Source organism: Microbulbifer sp. CNSA002, from assembly GCF_047324085.1.
Classification (GTDB): Bacteria; Pseudomonadota; Gammaproteobacteria; order Pseudomonadales; family Cellvibrionaceae; genus Microbulbifer.
The window spans coordinates 260055-279416 of record NZ_CP172449.1; the positions used below are offsets into that span (position 1 = coordinate 260055).

Below are 19362 nucleotides of genomic sequence, written 5' to 3' on the forward strand. Positions count from 1 at the left end.
AAAAGTGCAGTCACAAACACCTTATTTAGCTCTGGTTGATATTGCACGGCGCGCCAAAGCGCAGGCCACTGGCCTGCCTGGCCGCCGGGAAATCAAACCCTACTGGACCGGTATCGGTTTCTCTCTTCTGGATAACCACTTTGTCGCCTCCATGGATGACGTTGTGGAATTGCTCGAAGTGCCACAGCACACCTTTATTCCCGGCGTTCAGCCTTGGGTAAAAGGCGTCTCTAATGTTCGTGGTCGCCTGCTCCCCCTTATTGATCTCGCAGCTTTTTATGGCGGCTACCTCTCAGGTCCGCGCCAGCAACGTCGCGTTTTGGTGCTCGAGAGGGATAAGACCTACGTGGGGCTTATCGTGGATAAATTGTTTGGGATGCAGCACTTGGCGTTTGAGTATGCCCGTGAGGCACCGACAGATTTGAGTGAACCATTTGCACCAATGGTGCACGGCCAGTTTGTTTTACAGCAGCATCGTTGGCTCGTTCTCGATATGCGGGCACTGATCAAGGATGCGCGTTTTATGGATGCAGCTTTACGCTGACTAATCCAGTTCTTTCTTTCCGGTAGCCGAGGGTGGTCGACCGGATGGCCCGCAATTAGTGCAGGGATGTACAGCACTGACTGAGGGGTCTTGTCATTAAAGCGTTAAAACTAAAGTGGTATTAAACCGGCCTAATGCAATGGCCCGCTAGGAGTAAATTATGAAACCAGGCTCCCAGAGTTCCTTTTCCGCGCTGCGCAGTAACCCTGCCGCGCTGGTATTAGGTCTACTGGTACTCGCCACGCTGGCGGGGCTTATTGTCAGTATTTATTTGGTACAGACTCGAGACGAGCAGGATAAAGAGTACCTGCAGCAAGTCGCCGAGCTGCGGGCCCTTTCCTATCAGGTAGTTTCCTATGCGCCGGCGGCAACCGCAGGCGATAGTGAGGCCTTTACCGAGCTGGAAAATGTTACCGAAGAAATGGCTAATGCCTGGAACCAGCTTCAGCGAATGGATGACAATAGTCGCCGCGCCCTGGGTGCTCAGCTGTCTGCTTACGATCAGGTTTGGCGCAGCTTGCGCGAGCAGGTCGACACGATTATCGGCAACCAGGAAACCATCGTATTTCTTAACGATATCGCTTCAACGCTGAGTGACTCGCTTCCGGAATTACAGGCTGAGCACAACAATATTGTAGAAATTCTGCTGGCTAACAATGCCCCGGCAAATCAGGTGGAACAGGCCCAGTTGCAGGTTTGGCGTGCGGAGCGTATTGGTCGAAATATCGATAAAATGCTCCAAGGTGGCGATGATGCTGAAGCCGCCGCTGACCAGTTTAATACCGACGCCAGTCTTTTCGGTAAGGTGGTTGACGGTATGAAGAGCGGCGATGTGGTGATGGGGATTTCCCGTATCACCGATGAAGAGGCTCGCCACTCATTGGATGAAATTACTGAGCTGTTCGGCTTTGTAAGCACCTCCGTACGAGATATCTTCGAAGCAACTCCGGCCCTGTTTGCTACCCGCCAGGCCTCTGACGGCATTATCGCGTCATCTCCCCAGCTGATCGAAGCATTGAGTACGCTGAATGACCGAATCGTAAACCTTTCAGATGATCGCCAGCCCAACAACTTGACCATTGCTGCACTGGCTTTGGTCTTCGTTTTGTTGATCTTCGGTATGATGGCGATGGCCTTCTCCGGTACCCGCCGAAACCTGAAAAAAGAGGAAGATACCAACGAGCGTAACCAGCACGCGATTATGCAGCTGCTGGACGAGCTGGCCGACCTCGCCGACGGTGACTTGACCACCTCTGCAACGGTAACCGAAGCCTTTACTGGTGCGATTGCCGACTCCATTAACTTTACTATTGACCAGCTGCGTGTGCTGGTATCGCGGATTAATGGTGCTGCACAGGAAGTATCTGGCTTGTCCCAGGAAACCCAGCAGACTGCCCTGCACCTCGCCGAGGCCTCTGAGCACCAGGCACAGGAAATTGCCGGAGCTTCTGCCGCGGTTAACGAAATGGCGGTCACCATTGACCAGGTATCTGCCAACGCCTCCGAATCTGCCCAGGTAGCCGAGCGCTCGGTACATATCGCAAGTAATGGCGCCAAGGTGGTACAGAACACCATTAAAGGCATGGATAACATCCGCGAGCAGATTCAGGATACCTCCAAGCGAATTAAGCGCCTGGGTGAATCCTCCCAGGAAATTGGCGATATCGTAAGTTTGATTAACGACATTGCCGACCAGACCAACATTCTTGCATTGAATGCTGCGATCCAGGCGAGCATGGCCGGTGATGCCGGTCGAGGCTTCGCGGTGGTTGCGGATGAGGTACAGCGACTTGCGGAGCGCTCTGCAGCTGCAACCAAGCAGATCGAAGGTCTGGTAAAAGCGATTCAGTCCGATACCAACGAGGCGGTAATCTCCATGGAACAAACCACCAGTGAGGTGGTACGTGGAGCTCGTCTGGCCCAGGATGCGGGTGTTGCACTGGAAGAAATTGAAAGTGTATCCAACAACCTGGCATCGTTGATTCAGAACATTTCTAACGCTGCTCGTCAGCAGGCTTCGTCTGCAGGCCACATTTCCAACACGATGAACGTGATTCAGGAAATTACCTCGCAAACTTCTGCGGGTACCCAAGCTACCGCCCAGTCCATTGGTAACCTGGCGCAGACCGCGAGTGCACTGCGCGAATCCGTTGCCGGCTTCAAACTTCCGCAAGAGGAAAGTGTTGAAAGCAACAGCGAGCTGTATGACGTGGAGTTGCCGGAAATGGATACAGATACTTTCGCTATTGAAGGTGAAGATACTCATTCATTGGAGTCCCGCGAAGACCGGGCCCTGGCCTAACCCACACAATAATGCCCGGCCATTATGAAAGTTGGCCGGGCGCAAAAGGGGCGCACGGAATTGCTTCCGATAAATCCGCGAGTTTTTCTCGCAGAAAACTGTAGCGCTTGAGTACTGAATAAATTATTGGGGACTTGGCGTGAGTCACGACAATCCGAACTTCATGGCCTTGGATTGGCTGATCGGTGAAATTAACGAGACTTTGGCACAAGCGCGCCAATTTCTTGAGACGTTCGCTGTAGAACCCGATGCGGGTGCCTCTCTTCTGCAAAACAGCTTGTCGCTAGTGCACCAGGTGCACGGTAGCTTGCATATGGCACAGCTCAGTGGTGCCGCGATGTTAGCAGAAGAGATGGAGCAACTTATCCAGGCCCTGGCTACTGGTGCGGTTGAAAATACTGACGAGACGCGCGAATTTTTGATGCGTGCATTGCTGGAGTTGCCCCTTTATCTCGAAAAGGTTTCTTTTCAGCGTCGTGACAATGCCGTTCTCTTACTTCCCCTGATGAATGACTTGCGCGCAGTGCGCCGCGAGCGATTGATCAGTGAAGGAGCACTTTTCTCGCCAGAATTGTCTTCATTGGCAACGGTGATTGGAAAGCGCCAGCCCCTCGTCGCCGATAGCGCCCGCCTAAATGACCTGGTCACCAAGTTGCGCAAGATGTATCACGTTGCGGCTGCAGGTCTGATCCGCGATGTAAACAGCGGCGAAAGCCTGGCTTACCTCACCAAGATTATTGAAAAAATGCAGCTGCTCTACAGTGGCAGCTGTCGCCAATCCCTCTGGGAAGTACTGTTCGGTATTTTGGAGGCGCTCGGCGAACACCGTATTAATGTGCAGCCCGCACTGCGCCATTTACTGCGCAAGGTGGATATTGAATTCAGGTTGTTACAGGGGCGTGGCGCAAAGGTATTGGATGCACGCCTGGATCAGGACTTTCTGCGCAACCTACTTTTTTATGTCTACCTCGCCGGTCCGAATGGGCCGCACTGCGAGAAACTCTACCAGCGCTTCGCACTAGATAAGGCGGTTCCCGGTACGCCTCGCCCGGATACTGAAGATGTATTGGCGATGGGGCCTGAAGCCCTGGGCAGTGCAATTGCTGCAGTGCGCGATGAACTGCAGTTGGTGCGTGAAGCACTGGAGCCCAGTACAACCGATACAGAACAACCCTCGCTGTCAGATACGGCCGCTGTGGCCAAGCGCCTCGCGGATACACTCGGTATTTTAGGATTGGAAGCGCAGCGGGTTCGCGCTCGCAGTGTCTACGAAGACCTTCGCGACGCCTCCCGTGGCACTGACGTTGAAGAGTACCTGATGCGTGCCGCCGGGGAGTTGGTTCAGCTTGATTCAGCGCTTGCCGCCACCGTCGATCGCAATAAAAAAGTCGACGATGAGCAGCCCATTATGGGCGACGCCACTGACTCTGTATTACGCGAGGCCAGACTGGGTCTGGAAGCGGTAAAAGAAGCAGTCATGGAGTATGTGGCCAGCCACTGGGATATCAGTTACCTGAGTCGTGTGCCACAGCGTTTACAGGAAGTCTGTGGTGGTCTCGAAATGGTGGGTTACCAGCGAGCGGGTGAAATCATCTCCGCTTGCAACCGCTATATTGGCAGCTCCCTGATTGAGGCTGGAGAACAGCCCGAATGGACAATGCTGGATACTCTGGCAGATGCCATTACCAGTGTTGAATACTACCTGGAGCGTCGTGCGGAAGGTCTGGCTGATGCAGAAATGCTTTTGGCACTGGCTGAAGATAGCGTAGAGGCTTTGGGCGTTTCGCTGAAGATCGTCGACGAGAGTGAGGCCGACGCCAGTCTGGAAGCGTCCCCGATATCAGAACCCGAACTGCCAGATCTTATTGATTACGATTTAATCCCCGATGACGAAGCCACTGCGGTTTCTGACGAATCTCTGGACTCTCAAGCTGAAATAAATGCGGAAGAGTCATCTGCCATAACTTTGCAGCTGCCTGTCGATGAAGCAGATTCTGTTGTGGAGTCCGAGCTGGAAATCGATGGAGAGTCTGTTCCGGAAGAGTCTTGGTTCTCTGATGGGGCTCCTCAGGTTGAAGCTGCTCCGGTACTTGAAGTTGAAACTGGGATAGAGGCTCCTGAAGCTGAGGAAGCGCCTGCTGAGATTGCTGACTTCATTGAAGCTGCACCGATGGTAGAGTCTGCTGAGGTTGAGCCGGTTGCTGCAATTGCAGAGGTCGCGGATACGACGGAGGAACTCGGTGATGACACTGAGAGCCTGATTGACGATGAAATTATCGAGATCTTCCTGGAAGAAGCCGGGGAAGTTCTTGCGCATATCAGTTGCTACTTCCCGGAGTGGGCTGCCAATTTTGCCAATCAGGATGCCCTGGTAGAGTTTCGCCGGGGCTTCCATACCCTGAAGGGGTCGGGCCGTATGGTCGAGGCCCTGGATATTGGTGAACTGGCCTGGTCTGTGGAGAATATGCTCAACCGGGTTATCGATGGCAGTGTGAAACCCGGGCCTGCCCATGTATACCTGATTGAGCAGGTGTATCAGAAGTTCCCCTCAATGATTGAGGCGTTTAAACACGGACAGAGCGACCCCGATCAGCAGCTTACCCTGCAGTTACAAGCTTGGGCTGAGCAGCTGAGTGCGGGAGAGATGCCCGCTGATCTGGAAGCCCAAAGTGCAGGCGGTGTCGCGGCAGTTGACGTTGTTGAGGACACCGGAGAAGACCTGGCTCAACTCTGGGAAATTTTTGCCCAGGAGGCAGAGACGCACCTCAATGTCGTAGATGAGTATCTGCTGGATATGCAGGCTGCCGCGCCTTTGTATGGTGTTCCGAGCGATCCAATGCACCGGGCACTCCACACACTAAAAGGCTCTGCACATATGGCGGAAGTCAAAGTGGTTGCCGAAATTATGGCGCCACTGGAGCGCTTCGCTAAAGAGCTGCGTATTTATCAGGTGCCTATCGATGCAGATATTTTTGATCTGATCAATGATAGCGCCACCTATGTGCGTGAAGTGCTGGAACAGATTAGCTCTTCAGAGCCTCTCGCAATAGAGAAATCGGAACAGTTCCTTGCTCGCGTTGCTGAATTGCAGGAGCGCTCTGTAGGCCACTTGATTCGCGAGCGCGAGGCGAATGAACCTCGCGCGGTCGATCCCCAGCTTCTCGAAGTCTTGATGGCTGATGGCATGCGGGTGCTACTTGATGCAGACCAAATGCTGACTGAGTGGCGCGCCGACCCGGCAGATAAAAGTCGTGTTGTATTGGTCGCTGATGAGCTCAATGTTCTGCAGGAGGCGGCCAGCCGAGCGCAGTTGCCGATCCTGGCTGAGCTCGCTGAGCTGTTGCTGAATGTTTATCGCAAAGTCCTTGCTGGTGACCTTGAGCAGGAGCCCGCGCTATGGGCCTCTCTTGAGCAGGGACACAACGAGTTGCTCGATTTAATCGATGCAGTAGCAGCAGCACAAGACCTCCCTGAAGTCAGCGAAGCTGTGGAAGAGGCGCTTCGCTACCTGGCTCAGGGTGAGGAAACCAGTTCATCAGCAGAAGATGACTACGACCTCGATGAACTGGGAATCGATAGCGAAGCACTGGCTATTGCCGAGCCTGAAGAGCAGGCGCCGGAGCCCACGGAAGTAACCGAGCTTCTGGTTTCAGAAACATCCCCTGATGAGTGGATTGAGCCACCTGTATTACAGGTGTCGCACGACGGGGAATCTCTCGATGGCGAGGCTGAGGATTCGGAAATTCCTCAATTGCAGGCCATAGAAGTTGAGGCCGCCGTTGAGGACGTTTCTCAATTTGAAGAACCCTTCTCTGCACCTGATGTTGAACCTGCTGGCGACCTGGCTATCGAGCAACCGGGTAGCGAGGTGTCATCACAGGATTCCGCTCAATCAGTCGATTTACAGAAGTTGTTGGCAGACATTGACCCGGATGTTGTCGATGTCTTTATGGAGGAGGCGGGAGATCTTACCGATGAGCTGGAGGAACTGATCCAGAGTTGGGAAGAGGAGCCGGAAGGCCGCGAGCAAGGTGAGGCCCTGAAGCGTGTATTGCACACCTTTAAAGGTGGTGCACGTATGGCTGGCCTAATGGGGTTGGGTGAAGTAGCTCACCGTTTTGAAACGGTGATCGAAGGCATGCGCGACAACGATCGGCCCTCCGCAGATTTCTTCGCCAATGCCCATGGTATCCACGATCGTCTCGCCGATGGAGTAGAGACAGTTCGCGCCTGGATGGCTGGTGAACAGCTTGATGCTTTTGTACAGCTGGTCAGCACCGATTGGGCGGATCAGAAGCCGGCTAACTCGGCAGCCGCAGAAGCAGTGATTGAATCTGAAGTTTCAGACGAACAACCTCAAGAAACTGTTCTCGTAGCGGATGCGGAACAAGATGATGAAGTCACTGCGGCCGAGAGTACTCAGCCGGATGCTGATGTAGTTGCTACGCAGCTGCCCGAGATCGCTGTAGGTCAGGAAAGCGATAACGTTTTGCCGTTTATCCGCAAGGCCGGTAATGCAGAGCAGGAGGTAGCGGCACCGACCCGGAACCAGCCCCAGGAGATGGTGCGTGTCGCTGCTGAACTTCTGGAGGAGTTGGTAAACCTCGCCGGTGAGACTGCAATTTCCCGTGGTCGTCTTGAAGAGCAGATGAGTGAGTTCGGTCTCGCCCTAGACGAGATGGATGTGACGCTGGTGCGTCTCAACGAACAGCTGCGCCGCCTGGACCGCGAGACCGAGGCTCAGATCCTGTTCCGCCAGGAGCAGTTGGCAGAACAGGACGGCGACTTCGATCCGCTGGAAATGGACCGTTACTCGTCTATTCAGCAGTTATCCCGTTCCCTGCTGGAATCCACATCTGACTTGATGGAGCTGCGCTCCACTCTGAATAACAAGGCGCGGGATACAGAGACCCTGTTGCTTCAGCAGTCCCGAGTAAATACCGAATTGCAGGAAGGTCTGATGCGCAGCCGCATGGTACCTTTCTCCCGTCTGGTACCGCGCCTGCGTCGCATCGTGCGCCAAGTAAGTGCTGAGCTGGGCAAGCAGGTCGAGTTGGGATTCTCCAACGTTGAAGGCGAGCTGGACCGGTCCATGTTGGAGCGTATGGTTGCACCACTGGAGCATATGCTGCGCAACGCTGTGGACCACGGCATTGAAATGCCAGAGGAGCGTTTGGCTGCCGGCAAGTCTGAGCGTGGGCGTATCGATGTGGCGCTGAAAAGGGAGGGCAGTGAAGTTGTCCTCACCATCCGCGATGATGGTGCCGGTGTCAATTTGATCCGGGTGCGTGAAAAGGCGGTGGAAAATGGCCTGATGAGGCCGGATGCTGAGCTCTCGAATAATGAGATTCTTCAGTTCATTCTGCAGGCCGGTTTTACCACTGCAGAAAAAGTTACCCAGATCTCTGGCCGGGGTGTGGGAATGGACGTTGTATCCGCCGAGCTGAAGCAGATCGGTGGCAGCGTCCATATCAACTCAGAGGCAGGCGCAGGAACAGAATTTGTCGTTCGTCTGCCGTTCACAGTTTCGGTTAACCGCGCTTTGATGGTGCGAATTGGCGATGACCTGTTTGCACTGCCGCTGAATACTATCGAAGGTATTGTGCGCCTCAGCCCATTTGAGCTGGAGCACTACTATCGCTCAGATGATGCGCGTTTCGAATACGCTGGAGAACTCTATCAGGTTAGCTATTTCGGTACTCTGCTGAAGTCTGGCGCCCAACCTAAGCTCAGTGTCGATGATATGCAACTGCCCGTGCTGTTGGTGCGCTCTGAAGGGCACGCTATGGCGTTACAGGTGGATGCCATTAAGGGCAGTCGCGAGATTGTAGTGAAAAGCCTCGGCCCGCAGTTCTCCGGGGTTCAAGGGGTATCAGGTGCAACAGTAACTGGTGATGGTAGCGTCGTGGTGATTCTCGACGCTCACGCCCTGCTGCGTCGCCAGGCCACCCAGCTGGCAAGGCCGGAAGTGCCGCAGCTTCAAATTCAGGAAGAGCCTGAAGTGCAGTCCGAGCAGGAGGCGCGCCAGCAGACCGTTATGGTTGTGGACGACTCGGTTACGGTACGCAAGGTAACGACGCGCTTCCTGGAGCGAGAGGGCTATCTGGTTAGCACTGCAAAGGATGGTCAGGATGCTGTTATCCAGCTGCAGGATAAGATCCCCGATCTGATCTTGCTGGATATTGAGATGCCGCGCATGGATGGCTTCGAAGTTGCCCGCCATATTCGCTCCAGCAGCCGCCTGCGGGATATTCCTATCGTAATGATCACCTCGCGTACCGGTAATAAGCACCGCGATCACGCTATGTCCCTGGGAGTTAACCACTACCTGGGTAAGCCTTACCAGGAAGATGTACTGTTGGCGGCTATTCGTGAGTACGCGGATGCCGAAGCTGTAGGAAGCTGAAACGGCAAATATCAGGAATAATATAGAGATAGGCAATGAGTGAAGTTGAAGCGCTGCCGGTAGATGTCCCTCAGGAAGTGAGCAGCCTGTTATTGCCCCTTGAACAGGGGCAGCTGCTGGTGCCGGTGGACAGCCTCTCAGAGGTTGTTGCAATGCAAACGCCGATGGCAGTTCAAGATGTGCCCGAATGGTATTTGGGAGATCTGATCTGGCGGGAACAGCGCCTGCCAGTGGTATCTTTTGAAGTGATGCGTGGCGGTGCCTTGGGAGCAGTTGCAGAAGAGGGGCGTATTGCGGTGCTGAGCACGGGAAATCCCGATGGCGAGCTGCCGTATTTTGCATTGCTCTTGCGCGGCACTCCGCGCCTGGTGCGGGTTACCCCTGAGGAGTTAGCGCTGCGAGAGCAGCCACTAAACCCTGGAGAGTTAATGCATGTGGCGCTTTCTGGTGAGGAGGCGGTTATTCCCGACCTGCAGGGATTAGAGCGGGCCTGCCTGCGCTATCGCAGTGACTGACTTGTTTTGCAGTGTATTATCAAAAAAGGGGCCTGAGGCCCCTTTTTTTTTGATTGGGCTGTTCGTTTAGAACAGCTCTTCCGGTAAAGAATCCTCCCGGCTATCGTGGCTGGGCATATCCATATCTTCATCGGTGTAGCGATTGCGATATGGGTTATACACTTCGCGGCCGGGCACCCGGTTGGTCCTGAATATCTCAAACATGCCCCCGTAAGAGGTGCGCAAGCCATTTTGAGGGTTGATGCGTACCGTAACTATGCCATCTGGTTGAGCCAGGTGGCGCTCGGGAAGACCTTCGAGGGCACTGCTCATAAAATCGATCCAGATAGGCAGGGCGGCTGAGCCACCGTATTCATTTTTACCCAGTTCGCCATAGGAATCGAAGCCAACCCAGGCACTGGTAGCCAGGTAGGGGCTATAACCCGAGAACCACGCATCCCGTGGACCATTGGTGGTACCGGTCTTTCCGGCAATATCACCGCGCTTCATCGCCAGAGCGCGGCGCCCGGTACCCTTTTTGATAACATCTTTAAGCATTGAATCCATTATGTATGCCGTCTCTGCAGACATGGCTCGCGGAGCGCGAGGACGCGCTTGGCTCTTGCTTGGGTCGAGGGGGCCAACGGGCAGTACGTGTAGCTCCGCAGGCTCTTCACCCTGATCGACCCCTTGCCCTTCCAGCTGTAATTCCGCGAGATCGACGGGTTCAGCGGACAGGGTTTCAGAGCCGGTGCCCGGCTCGGGACAGTTATCGCATACCGTGAGAGGCAGTGCCTGGTACAGGACTTCGCCATTAACATCCAATACCCGGTCAACCAGGTAGGGCTCCACTCGGTAGCCACCATTGGCGAAGGCGGCATAGCCTCGCACCATCTCCAGGGGCGTGAGAGCGGAGCTACCCAGAGCAATGGTCAGGTTGCGGGCGAGCTTGCTGCGCTCAAACCCAAAGCCTTCGACAAAGCCAAGGGCGTAGTCCAACCCGAGGGATTGTAGCAACCGGATTGAGACCATATTGCGGGACTTGTACAAAGCCATACGCAGGCGGGTTGGGCCGAGGAAGGTCCCCCCGTCATTCTCAGGCCGCCATACATCTTGCAGGTTGGTTTCCTCAAAGATAATCGGGGCATCATTGATAATGCTCGCCGCTGTATATCCGCGCTCGATCGCCGAGGCGTAAATAAAGGGCTTGAAACTGGAGCCGGGTTGCCTGGCAGCCTGAGTGGCCCGATTGAAGTGGCTCTGGCGGAAGTCATAACCACCGACAAGGGCGCGGATAGCCCCATCTTCCGGCTCAATAGATACCAGGGCGCCCTGTGCTTCCGGGACCTGGGCTAGAACCCACTCCTCGGTCACCTGGGGTTCAGCAGGCTCGGTATCACCGCTCTCGGGATCCGCAAATGGATCGGCGTTAAGAGGCTCATCTACAGCGGTGGCGATCATCTCGCTACTGGAGTTGCTCCCTTTCTTTTCCTTAACGACCTTGCGCAGCCGAATAACATCTCCGGGAGCAAACATTTTTTCAGCGGACTGAAGGCGGGCGCCTCGGGCGCTCTCAGAAATATAGGGCCTGATAGAACTGAGCCCATTGCTCCAAGGCAATTCAATTACGCGCCGATCTCTCAGTTGAACCTGAAGTTTCTTGGGTTCTACTGCAGTGACAACGCCGGGTTCCAGACCGCCGAGAATCGGAATCTCGTTGAGTAAATCGATAAGTTGGTCGCTATCTTGCAGCAATTCCGGTGCAAGACGCTGTTCTGGGCCGCGATAGCCGTGGCGCGCATCGTAGGTTTCCAGACCGTGCTGAAGCGCATTGCGAGCCGACTCCTGCAGGCGACTGTCTACCGTTGTTATGACCTGGTAGCCATCGGTATAAGCGTTGTCGCCAAAGAGGTCTACTGCCTCTTTCCGTGCCATCTCGGCAATATAGGGTGCATCCAGGTCGAGGTCGCGGCTGTGATAGCTGGCTGTTACTGGCGCAGTAATAGATTGGTTATATTGATCCTGATTGATATAGCCAAGGTCGAGCATCCGCATCAGGATCCAGTTGCGGCGTACCAGGGCTCGGGAGGGGTTGGCGAGAGGGTTGAAGGTCGATGGCGCTTTGGGAAGCCCCGCCATCATAGCCCACTGGGCCAGATTGAGGTCCTTGATATCTTTGCCGTAATACACCTGGGCTGCAGCCTGGAAACCGTAGGCGCGGTTTCCGAGGAAGATCTTATTGATGTATAGGGCGAGGATCTCGTCCTTGGTCAGCTCTTGCTCAATTTGCAGTGATAGCAAAATTTCATTGAACTTGCGCACAAAACGCTGTTCTCGGCTGAGAAAGAAGTTGCGCGCCACCTGCATTGTCAGTGTACTACCACCAGACTGGATAGAACCGGTCTTAATCAGCTGCGAGGCGGCCCGCATCAAACCTTTGATGGAGACACCATTGTGGGAGTAAAAGCTGGCATCCTCAGCGGCAAGAATCGCTTTGATAAAGGGTTCTGGCGTTTGCTCGATCGTGATAGGGTTGCGCCGCTTTTCACCGAACTCACCGATCAGTTTCATATCCCGTGAGTAGACCCTCAGAGGGGTCTGTAAGCGGATATCGCGGAGGCTCTCCACTGAGGGCAACCCCGGTTTGAGGTAGAGGTAGATACTGGCTAGGGCCATTGCTGTAGCGGCCACACCGGCAAGGCCGAGCCAAAGCAGTGCGAGCAGACGATTGCGGGCTTTTACGGTCATGAAACTGCTTCTGTGTACTTCATCAAAGTGATTAGGTGAATAATTATACGAATATTGTGCGCTATTACCTATGCAAATGCAGGTTGAAGCGTTAATTTAAAGTGCTATAACATCAAACCCTCATAACCCACGGAAAAGATAAGAAAAAATGGGAATTTTCCCTTTTCTGAGCAAAGGCCCCAAGGCCATGTTGGGACTCGATATTAGCTCTACTGCAGTCAAGTTGCTGGAGCTAAGTCGCAACGGCGACAAATATCGTGTCGAAAGTTATGCCGTGGAACCTCTACCACCCAATGCCGTAGTTGATAAGAATATCAACGATGTGGGGGCGACGGCTGAGGCTATCCGCAAAGTTGTACGACGCTCCAAGACGCGCTTACGCGAAGCTGCCGTTGCTGTGTCTGGATCAGCGGTGATCACCAAGACCCTCGAAATGCCGGCGGACCTCACTGAGGAAGCATTGGAAGCCCAGATCGCAATCGAGGCTGACCAGTATATTCCTTATCCGCTTGAAGAAGTCAGCCTGGACTTTGAGGTGCAGGGGCCTTCCGAGAAGGGGGAAGGTCAAATGGAGGTCCTGCTTGCGGCTTGCCGCACAGAAAACATTGAACAGCGGATCTCTGCGTTGGGTGAGGCCGAACTGGAACCCGGTGTGGTGGATGTTGAGGCTTACGCAATAGAGCGAACTTACACATTGCTGGAAGATCAGCTCCCTCCTCAAGAGCAACTAGTCGTAGCCGTTATTGATATCGGAGCGACGATGAGTGCCCTGTCAGTTCTTGTGGATGGCAAAACAGTGTATACCCGCGAACAACTCTTTGGGGGGCGTCAGCTCACCGACGAGATACAGCGTCGCTATGGGCTCTCAGTAGAAGAAGCTACTCTGGCGAAACGCCAGGGAGGTAGTGGCTTACCAGATGATTATTTTGCTGAAGTGTTGGAGCCTTTCAGAGACGCGGTAGTTCAACAGGTAACCCGTTCTTTACAATTCTTTTATTCCTCTACCTCATATAGTGATGTGGACCATATCCTTCTCGGCGGTGGAGTTGCGGCGATGGAAGGAATTGGTGAACTTGTTAGTGAAAAGCTGGGTCGACCGACATTGATTGCTAATCCATTTCACAAAATGAGTGTGTCTTCACGGGTTAATCGCCAGGCTTTGGCAAATGAAGCCCCCTCACTAATGATTGCCACAGGGTTGGCGATGAGGGAGAAGGACTACTGATATGGCAAAGATTAACCTTCTGCCTTGGCGTCAGGAATATCGTGCACAAAAGCAAAAAGAATTTCAGCAAATAATGGTAGTCGTTATTTTTGCTGTGGCTGCCGCCGTTTTTGGCTGGATGAAAACAGTTGATAAGCAAATAATCTATCAAAATGACGGCAATCAAATCCTGAAAAACAGGATAAGTGAGTTGGACATCCAGGTAAAAGAAATTAAAAACCTGAAAAAACGCCGGCAGGAATTGATTGATCGTATGCGGGTGATCCAGGAGTTACAGGGTAACAGGCCGCTTGCTGTGCGTTACTTTGATGAGTTAGTTCAGGCTACGCCTGAAGGTGTGTGGCTCAGCTCTATGGAGCGAGTGGGCAATAAGTTATCCCTGTCAGGTGTGGCAGAATCTAATAATCGGGTTTCTTCTTTTATGCGAAATCTGGATCAATCTGATTGGTACGAGTCTCCAGCTTTAGCAGGGGTTACTGCTAGTCCGCGACATGGCGAACAAGCGAGTGCTTTCGAGTTGACGGTTAATGTCACAGGTAGAAAGCAGGAAGATGACCAAGGCGCTGCAAAAAAATAAGGGACCGCACCATGGCACTGGCAGATACGCTGAAGCAGATCAATGAGCTTGACCTCAATGATATCGATTTTTCCCGTATGGGAATTTGGCCCTTACCTGGGCGCATAGCCCTGCTGGTTGTTATTTCGGCAATCATTGTTGGACTTGGTTATCACTTTTTAATTAGTGATCGATATCAGCAGCTTGAGCTGGCTGAGAGTAAAGAGCAGCAGCTGTTTTCGCAGTTTGAAGTGAAGCAAGAGCAGGCCCACAACCTAGAGGCCTATAGAGCTCAATTAGAGGAAATGAATCAAACTTTTGGTGCATTGCTTAAGCAGCTACCCAAAGACACCGAAGTTCCTGGTTTACTCGAAGATATTGATGAGTATGGACGGGGAAGTGGCTTAACGATAAGTGATATTGACTTGCAACAGGAGCGGGTTGGTGAATTTTACGTAGAGTTACCGATCCAGATATTCGTTAAAGGTGGGTATCATGAATTTGGTGCTTTTGTGAGTGGTATTGCTGGTATGCCCCGAATAGTGACTTTGCATGATTTTAAGATAGTAAATGATAAAGAAGGCGGTTTGCTCAGTATGACAATTAACGCCAAGACCTATCGCTATAAAGATCAAGGTGAAGAGGGATGATTAAGTACCTCTCGGTTGCAGTTGCTCTGCTATCAATTGTCGGGTGTGAATTAAACTCAGATCACAGTGAGTTGCGTAAGCGAATGGCTGAAGTGGAACGTAGGCCGAAAGGTCAAATTGAGCCGATACCGACATTTACTCCTTACAGCCCCTATGTTTATGTTGCCACTGCCCAGCGAAGCCCCTTTACCAAGCCAGTTCTTGAGTCCGAACAGCGTATAGTGGGACGCAGGTTAGATGTTGCTCCAGATTTAACTCGTCAGCGAGAGCTACTGGAGGGCGTTAATATTGATGTGCTATCTATGGTTGGTAGCTTGTCGCGTGATGGACAGATTTGGGCTCTGATAGACGATGGCGCAGGCGGAATTCATCGCATAACTGTTGGCAATTATCTCGGAAAAAATCATGGCCGAGTAGTGAATGCCACTGATGCACAGCTCGATATTTTAGAAATTATACCGGATGGCACCGGAGGCTGGATTGAACGGCCGCGGGCTCTGGCGTTGGAAGAGAGGGACAACGGATAATGAACAATAAACAGTTCGCCTTTTTAATGACTCGATTCCAGCTGATGCTGCTGGGTTTGTTGTTATTTCCAATTGCGTCGAATGCTCAGGTAAGCCAGCTCAATGACATTCAATTTGCTGAGCTGCCTGGTAGTCGGGTTCAGCTTCGTCTTACCTTCAGTGATACACCTCCAGAACCAACGGGTTACACAATAGAGCAACCCGCGCGAATAGTTTTAGATTTTGCTGGAGTAGAAAGTGTGCTTCCGCAAAAGAAATACTCTCTAGGCATTGGAGCCGCGCGGAGTGCTGTCATTGTGTCCAGCGAAGACCGCACACGCCTTATTGTTAATCTAGATGAATTACCAGTGTACTCTAGTGAGCGTCAAGGTAATCAGCTGGTAATGGAGATAGGAGCAGATTCTTCTGAAGGTGAAGCTAGTGTTGCTGCGGCTCCGCAACACGACGCTGGCATGAGCTTGGGCGGTGACAAACAGTTCCGAGCGTCAGGGAGTGTGGCTGTAAATAATGTTGATTTTCGCCGTGGTGAAGAGGGTGAAGGCAAGGTAATAGTCAGTCTCACAGACCCTGCAGTAAATATTGATGTTGAGCGTACAAACGGAAAAATCTATTTGACTTTCCTTGGGGCTGAACTGCCCGAGTCTTTACGCCAAAGGCTGGATGTTACAGATTTCGCGACTCCTGTTAGCTCAATTACTGTAGATTATGATGGGCGCAACACTGTTATTTCAGTTGATCCAAGCGATGTTGAGTACGATTACTTGGCATATCAGGCGGACACCGAATATGTATTAAGTGTTAAGCCGCTCTCTGCTCAAGAAATTCGTGAAAAAGAGAAAGAGTTTCAGTTTGATGGTAAGAAGCTTTCGCTCAATTTTCAGGATATCGAAGTTCGCTCAGTACTGCAGGTAATTGCCGACTTTACCGACCTTAATTTAGTGGCCAGTGATACTGTTGAAGGTCGTATTACACTTCGATTAGATGGTGTACCTTGGGACCAAGCATTAGCCCTTATTCTTAAGGCTAAAGGCTTGGATAAGCGCCAGGAAGGCAGTGTCATTATGGTTGCGCCAGCGGCTGAGATCGCTGAACGAGAGCGCCAGGAGCTTGAAACCCGAAAGCAGTTAGAGGAATTGGCTCCGCTGCGAACGGAATACATTAGTGTCCGCTACGCTGACGCAGGGGAGTTGTTTGAACTCTTCTCTGGGGGACAGAGCGGAGGTGCTGGCCAAGGTGGATTTGCGGGAGGTGGTAGTAGTGGAAACTCAAACACTCCTACAATGCTTTCTGCCCGTGGTAGTGCAATTGTGGATGAACGCACTAATACAATTATCTTGACGGATACTGAAGATAAAATTGTACAGTTTAGAGCATTAATTGAGGCAATTGATATCCCGATCCGGCAAGTGATGATCGAGGCGCGAATTGTAACTGCTACTAGTGACTTCCAGAAAGAACTAGGTGTTCAGTGGGATTATGCTGATCTTACCGAAATTGGTGATGGTACTTATGGCCTAACCTCGGCGAGTAACTGGTTGGAAGAAGACACTTCCCTGGCAGAGCTAAGTACTGAATTTGACCCAATGTTGGTTGATCTTGGAGTCACTAACCCAGCCGGTAGTCTTGCCTATCATATTTTGAAGGATAACTTCTTCCTTGGCTTGGAATTATCCGCCTTAGAGGATAGTGGACTCGCAGAAGTTGTTTCCCAGCCAAAAGTTGTTACCGGCGATAAACAGGAAGCCACGATACAATCTGGTGTCGAGATTCCTTATCAGGAAACCACTTCTTCTGGAGCTGCTTCTATTACCTTCCGAGAGGCGGTATTGGAGTTGAATGTGACCCCTCAAATTACTCCAGACAATAACATTATTATGTCTCTAAATATTGAGCAGAATAGTGTGGGTGAGTATGTAAGTGTGGGGGCTGGTCAGGTTCCCTCTATTAATATCAACACACTGGTGACCAAAGTATTGGTACGCAATGGTGAAACAATTGTTCTAGGTGGTATTTTTGAAGGTACCGCTGTAGAGAGTGAAACCAAAGTTCCCTTGCTGGGCGATATTCCTTATATCGGTAACTTGTTTAAGCAGACTATACGCACGGACGATAAACGTGAGATCCTGATGTTTATCACACCGCGTATTCTTGAAGATGAGGCTTTTTACTCTAAGTGATCACCCGCTCTATTTTCCTGGTCGGCCCCATGGGGGCCGGCAAGTCTACTATCGGCAGGTTGTTGGCAGCGCAATTGCAGCTGCCTTTTGCCGATACCGACAAAGTGCTGGAAGAGCGCACTGGTGCGGATATTCCCTGGATTTTTGATGTGGAAGGCGAAGCGGGATTTCGCCGCCGTGAGACTGAAATATTGGAAGAGCTCTGCCAGGGTGAGTGCCAGGTTATTGGTACCGGTGGTGGAATAGTTTTGCTCGAGGAGAATCGACGCCAGCTACAAAAATATGGCCATGTAGTTTATTTGCAGGCCAATATCGATCAGCTTCTGGAACGCACTTCAAAGAATACCAATCGCCCGTTGCTTCGTGTACCCAACCCCCGTCAGCGTATTGCGGAAATTTTGCAGGAACGCGAGCCTCTGTATCGTGAGGTTGCAGATATTATTTGCGACACCAATGACCTCTCCCCCAAACAAGCATCCCTCCTGGTCGCAGAACACTTAGGCAGCCTGCTGTCCGATTAGTCCCAAGCGTCTGTGCTAAAGTGCGTCTCACTTCTGTTGAGATAAGCACTAGGGGATTGAGAGCAGTATGCAAAGCCTTAACGTAGAACTCGGCGAGCGTAGTTATCCGATAATTATTGGTTCAGGTTTGCTCGGTGACCCGCAATATATCCTCCCTTACATTAAAGGCCGGCAAGTTTGCATTGTTACCAATGAAACTATTGCTCCTCTTTATTTGGCGACATTATTGGAAGGGCTAAAAGGGCTCGATAAAGTGGATGTTGTCGAGCTTCCCGATGGGGAAGCTTTTAAATCACTCGACACAGTGAATCGAATTTTTGATGTGCTGCTGGAAAAGCGTCACAACCGCACTACGACACTAATCGCGTTGGGTGGGGGTGTTGTTGGAGATATGTGCGGTTTTGCTGCAGCCTGTTATCAGCGCGGGGTTAACTTTATTCAGGCACCGACTACCCTGCTGTCTTTGGTTGACTCCTCTGTTGGGGGAAAGACCGGCGTTAACCATCCCCTTGGTAAAAATATGATTGGCGCCTTCCACCAGCCCCGCCTTGTCCTTGCGGATACCGATACCCTTGCCACATTGCCTGCACGTGAATTTTCCGCAGGCCTCGCCGAGGTCATTAAATACGGATTGATCTGTGACAGCCCATTCTTCGAATGGATCGAAGAGAATTTACAAAAGTTATTAACTCGGGAGCCCGATGCACTGGCTTACGCTATTGAGCGCTGCTGCGCCGACAAGGCGAATGTTGTTGCCAGTGATGAGCGCGAGAGTGGTCGTAGGGCGATACTGAATCTTGGTCATACCTTCGGCCACGCCATTGAGGCAGTGCAGGGGTATGGCAGTTGGTTACATGGTGAGGCCGTTGCCGCCGGAATGGTTATGGCGCTGGAGTTATCCAGGTTGCGCGGAGATATCGATGCAGAGCTGGTGGAACGGTTGCGAGCGATGCTAGAGGCAGCTGATTTGCCGCAGCAGGCACCGCAGGGCATGACAACCGATGAATTTCTCCAAGTAATGCAGGTGGATAAGAAGGTGCTGGACGGAAAATTGCGCTTGGTGCTGCTAAAGGCACTGGGAGAAGCAATTATTGTCGATGATACCCCCAGAAAAATGATTATAAATGCACTGAAAAACTGTGGTGCCGAGTGATAACCCTGCTCTTATTGTCTAAAAAATAGGACTGAGTACCAGAAAGGTTAGCTGCTAGA

General features: G+C 52.1%; 12 protein-coding genes. 11 read left to right on the forward strand and 1 reads right to left on the reverse strand.

The window, feature by feature from the left end; all coding sequences use genetic code 11:
- The first annotated feature begins 4 nt into the window (after positions 1–4).
- From ACG1BZ_RS01250 to ACG1BZ_RS01265, 4 genes are all read left to right on the forward strand, one after another.
- Positions 5–544, forward strand: coding sequence for a chemotaxis protein CheW (locus tag ACG1BZ_RS01250; RefSeq protein ID WP_413664074.1), 540 nt, complete (start codon positions 5–7; stop codon positions 542–544).
- A gap of 160 nt (positions 545–704) precedes the next feature.
- A complete protein-coding gene (locus ACG1BZ_RS01255; protein WP_413664075.1) occupies positions 705–2846 on the forward strand; it encodes a methyl-accepting chemotaxis protein in 2142 nt (713 codons plus the stop codon).
- Between the two features lie 163 nt (positions 2847–3009).
- The gene (locus tag ACG1BZ_RS01260) at positions 3010–9252 is read left to right on the forward strand and encodes an Hpt domain-containing protein (RefSeq protein ID WP_413665827.1); all 6243 of its coding nucleotides are present in this window, start codon (positions 3010–3012) and stop codon (positions 9250–9252) included.
- A 35-nt stretch (positions 9253–9287) separates the two neighbouring features.
- The gene (locus tag ACG1BZ_RS01265) at positions 9288–9767 is read left to right on the forward strand and encodes a chemotaxis protein CheW (RefSeq protein ID WP_413664076.1); all 480 of its coding nucleotides are present in this window, start codon (positions 9288–9290) and stop codon (positions 9765–9767) included.
- A 66-nt stretch (positions 9768–9833) separates the two neighbouring features.
- Here the strand turns inward: ACG1BZ_RS01265 and ACG1BZ_RS01270 are convergent, their stop codons facing one another.
- Positions 9834–12494, reverse strand: coding sequence for a penicillin-binding protein 1A (locus ACG1BZ_RS01270; protein WP_413664077.1), 2661 nt, complete (start codon positions 12492–12494; stop codon positions 9834–9836).
- Positions 12495–12642: 148 nt separating this feature from the next.
- On the opposite strand from ACG1BZ_RS01270, the gene ACG1BZ_RS01275 reads away from it, so the two are divergent.
- The 7 genes from ACG1BZ_RS01275 (at position 12643) to aroB (ending at position 19303) form a co-directional block, all read left to right on the forward strand.
- Entirely contained in the window at positions 12643–13719 is a 1077-nt protein-coding gene (locus ACG1BZ_RS01275) for a pilus assembly protein PilM (RefSeq protein ID WP_413664078.1), read from the forward strand.
- 1 nt (position 13720) lies between these two features.
- Positions 13721–14296: a PilN domain-containing protein gene (locus ACG1BZ_RS01280; RefSeq protein ID WP_413664079.1), complete on the forward strand. Its 576-nt coding sequence runs from the start codon at positions 13721–13723 to the stop codon at positions 14294–14296.
- 11 nt (positions 14297–14307) lie between these two features.
- The gene (locus ACG1BZ_RS01285) at positions 14308–14925 is read left to right on the forward strand and encodes a type 4a pilus biogenesis protein PilO (protein WP_413664080.1); all 618 of its coding nucleotides are present in this window, start codon (positions 14308–14310) and stop codon (positions 14923–14925) included.
- Entirely contained in the window at positions 14922–15452 is a 531-nt protein-coding gene (locus ACG1BZ_RS01290; protein ID WP_413664081.1) for a pilus assembly protein PilP, read from the forward strand. Before ACG1BZ_RS01285 ends, ACG1BZ_RS01290 begins: the two co-directional genes overlap by 4 nt.
- Positions 15452–17629, forward strand: coding sequence for a type IV pilus secretin PilQ (pilQ, locus tag ACG1BZ_RS01295; RefSeq protein ID WP_413664082.1), 2178 nt, complete (start codon positions 15452–15454; stop codon positions 17627–17629). The genes ACG1BZ_RS01290 and pilQ overlap by 1 nt, the downstream gene beginning before the upstream one ends.
- Positions 17629–18150 carry a shikimate kinase AroK gene (gene aroK, locus ACG1BZ_RS01300; RefSeq protein ID WP_413665828.1) on the forward strand — a complete coding sequence of 174 codons (522 nt, stop codon included), beginning with the start codon at positions 17629–17631 and terminating at the stop codon, positions 18148–18150. The genes pilQ and aroK overlap by 1 nt, the downstream gene beginning before the upstream one ends.
- A gap of 67 nt (positions 18151–18217) precedes the next feature.
- Entirely contained in the window at positions 18218–19303 is a 1086-nt protein-coding gene (gene aroB / locus ACG1BZ_RS01305) for a 3-dehydroquinate synthase (protein ID WP_413664083.1), read from the forward strand.
- Positions 19304–19362: the final 59 nt, after the last annotated feature.